This window comes from Micromonospora sp. NPDC004336, from assembly GCF_053602615.1.
In genome coordinates this window covers 1-3,593 of the sequence record NZ_JBSGDY010000304.1, presented here as the reverse complement: position 1 = coordinate 3,593, position 3,593 = coordinate 1, and the positions used below count along the sequence as shown (strand labels likewise).

The 3,593-nt window shown below is 78.6% G+C and carries 1 protein-coding gene; it reads left to right on the top strand.

The genetic code is table 11. The features are described 5' to 3' along the window. A partial coding sequence (locus ACWENR_RS30080) for an acyltransferase domain-containing protein (RefSeq protein ID WP_452280322.1) occupies nt 1–3,593 on the top strand: 3,593 nt, incomplete at both ends.

Sequence of the window (3,593 nt, the reverse complement as noted above, 5' to 3'; positions counted from 1 at the left end):
AGCGCCTCTCCGACGCGCGGCGCAACGGCCACCGCGTCCTCGCCGTCGTGCGGGGCAGCGCGGTCAACCAGGACGGCGCGTCCAACGGGCTGACCGCGCCGAACGGCCCGTCGCAGCAGCGGGTGATCCGGCAGGCCCTGGCCAACGCCCGGCTCGCCGCCGCCGATGTGGACGCCGTCGAGGCGCACGGCACCGGCACCGTCCTCGGTGACCCGATCGAGGCGCAGGCGCTGCTGGCCACGTACGGGCAGGGCCGGCCGCAGGGCCGGGAGCCGCTGTGGCTCGGGTCGGTCAAGTCGAACATCGGTCACGCCCAGGCGGCGGCCGGCGTCGCCGGTGTGATCAAGATGGTGCTGGCGATGCGGCACGGCGTGCTGCCGCCCACCCTGCACGTGGACGAGCCGTCCCCGCACATCGACTGGGGCACCGGGGCGGTCGCCCTGCTCGCCGAGGCGCGGCCGTGGCCGGCCGTCGACCGGCCCCGCCGCGCGGCGGTGTCGTCGTTCGGCATCAGCGGCACCAACGCCCACACCATCATCGAACAGGCGCCCGACGAGGCCGCCCCCACCACGACCCCGCCGACGGCGGACGTGCCCGGCCTGGTCGGACCCGCCGCCGTGCCGCTGCTCGTCTCCGGCCGCAGCCCCCGCGCCCTGCGCGAGCAGGCCACCCGCCTCGGCGAACGCCTCGCCGCCGACGCCGACCTGGACCTGCGCGACCTCGGCTTCACCCTCGCGACCCGCCGGGCCCACCACGCGTACCGGGCCGTCGCCGTGGTCGGCGACCGGGCCGACGCGACCGCCCGCCTGGCCGAACTGGCCGCCGCCGACGGCGCGCCGACCGGCGCCGACGCGACGCCGAAGGTCGTCTTCGTCTTCCCCGGTCAGGGCTCGCAGTGGGCGGGCATGGCGCTGGACCTGCTGGACACCTCCCCGGTGTTCCGGCAGCGGATGCGGGAGTGCGCCGACGAACTGGCCCGCCACGTCGACTGGTCCCTGGAGGACGTGCTCCGGGCGGCGCCCGGCGCGCCGCCGCTGGACCGGGTGGACGTCGTCCAGCCCGTCCTCCTGTCGGTCATGGTGTCCCTCGCCCAGCTCTGGCGCTCGTGCGGCGTCGAGCCGGCCGCCGTCGTCGGGCACTCGCAGGGGGAGCTCGCGGCGGCCTGCGTCGCCGGCGCGCTGACCCTCGCGGACGCGGTGCGGCTCGTCGTGGCGCGCAGCCGTGGCCTGCTGGCGATCGCCGGCCGGGGCGGCATGGTCTCCGTCCCGCTGCCGGCCACCGACACCGAGCGGCTGATCGCGCCGTGGCAGGGCAGCCTCTCCGTCGCCGCCCTCAACGGCGCCGCCGTGACCGTGGTCGCCGGCGACTCGGCGTCGGTCGACGCGCTGCTCGCGTACTGTGCCGAGCGGGACGTCCGGGCCCGGCGGGTCGCCGTCGACTTCGCGTCGCACAGCGGCCACGTCGACGCCGTCCGCGACGAGGTGATGGCCGGGTTCGGCACGGTCGAGCCGCGGCCGACCACGGTGGCCCTGCACTCCACCGTCACCGGCGAGCCGGTCGACGTCACCGCGCTCGACGCGGACTACTGGTACCGCAACCTGCGCGACACGGTCCGGCTCGCGCCCGTGGTGGACCGGCTGGTCGAGGACGGCTTCCGGGTCTTCGTCGAGGTCAGCCCGCACCCGGTGCTCAAGGTCTCCGTCCAGGACGCGCTCGACCGGGCCGCCGGCGACGCGGGCGTGGTGGTCGGCTCGCTGCGCCGCGACGAGGACGGGCCGCGCCAACTGCTGGCCGGCCTCGGCGACCTGCACGTCGCCGGCGTGCCCGTGGACTGGGCGGCGGTGTTCGCCGGCACTGGCGCCGCCCCGGTCGACCTGCCCACGTACGCCTTCCAGCGGGAGCGGTTCTGGCCGGCGGTCGACCGGTCGGCGGCCGGCGACGTGTCGGGCGCGGGCCTGGGCGCGGCCGGGCACGGGCTGCTCGGCGCGGCGGTGCGGCTCGCCGGCGACGACGAGGTCGTGCTGACCGGCCGGCTGTCGCTGTCGACGCATTCCTGGCTGGCGGACCACGTGGTCGGCGGCGCGGTGGTGCTGCCGGGCGCGGCCCTGGTGGAGCTCGCGGTGCGGGCCGGCGACGAGGTGGGCGCTTCGCGGGTACGCGAGCTGACCGTCGCCGCGCCGCTGCTGTTGCCGGAGACCGGCGCGGTCCGGGTGCAGGTGCGCGTCGGCGCGGCCGACGGCTCCGACGCCCGGCCCGTGGCGGTGCACTCGCAGCCCGACGGCGACCCGCGGGCGGAGTGGGTGCGGCACGCCGACGGCCTGCTGGAGCCGGCGTCGGCCGACGAGCCCGCCGTGGGCCCCTGGCCGCCGGCCGGGGCGACCGAGGTGGACCTGGCCGGCTGGTACCCGGCGCTGGCCGAGCGCGGCCTGGCCTACGGTCCCGCGTTCCGGGGCCTGCGCCGGCTGTGGACCGCCGGCGACGAGGCGTACGCCGAGGTGGCCCTGCCGGACGTGGCGGCCGCCGACGCCACCGGCTTCGCCGTGCACCCGGCCCTGCTGGACGCCGCGCTGCACCCCGTCGGGCTGCTGCTCACCGAGCGCTCCGGCGGACCGCGCGTGCCGTTCGCGTTCGAGGGCGCGCAGGTGCACGCCTCCGGCGCCCGTACGCTGCGGGTGCGGCTGACCCGGGCGGGCTCGGGCGTGCGGCTGGTGGCCGGCGACGAGTCCGGCGCCCCGGTGGTCTCCGTCGAGTCGCTCGCCCTGCGGGAGATGACCGACGCCCCCGGCGCGGAGGCCGCGGAGCGGTCGCTGTTCGAGGTGACCTGGCAGGTCGAGCCGGTCGGCCCGGCGCGGGACGTCTCCGGCTGGGCGCTGCTCGGCGCCGGGGAGGACGCGCCGGCGGGCCTGGCCACGCCGGTCTTCGCGACCGTCGACGACGTCGCCGCGGCGGTGTCGGCCGGGTCGGCCGAGCCGCCCCGCGCGCTGCTCCTCCCCGTCGAAGCCGCCCCGCCGGGCGACGCCGTGCCCGACTCGGTCCGGGCGGCCACCGCCCGGGCGCTCGACGTGGTGCGGTCCTGGCTGGACAGCGCGGCGCTGGCCGACACGACCCTGGTGGTGCTGACCCGAGGCGCCGTGGTCGCCACCCCGGCCGACGCCCTGCGGGACCTGGCCGGCGCGGCCGTCTGGGGGCTGCTGCGCTCCGCGCAGTCCGAGCATCCCGGGCGGATCGTCCTCGCCGACGTCGACGGCGACCTCACCCCGGCCACCCTCGCCGTGCTGGCCGCCGTGGCCGAGGACCCGACGCCCACCGGCGGCCAGGTGGCCGTACGCGGCGACGAGGTGCGCACCCCGCGCCTGGGCCGGCCCGCCGGCCCGACCGCCGACGAACTCGTCCCGCCGGCCGGGCTGTGGCGGGTCGGCGCGGTCAGCCCCGGCACCCTGGACGGCGTCGGCATGGTGCCCGCCCCCTCCGTCGCCCTGGACGCGGGCCAGGTGCGCATCGCGGTGCGGGCGGCGGGGGTGAACTTCCGGGACGTGCTGATCGGTCTGGGGATGTATCCGGATCCGGCGGCGGTGATGGGCAGCGAGGGCGCG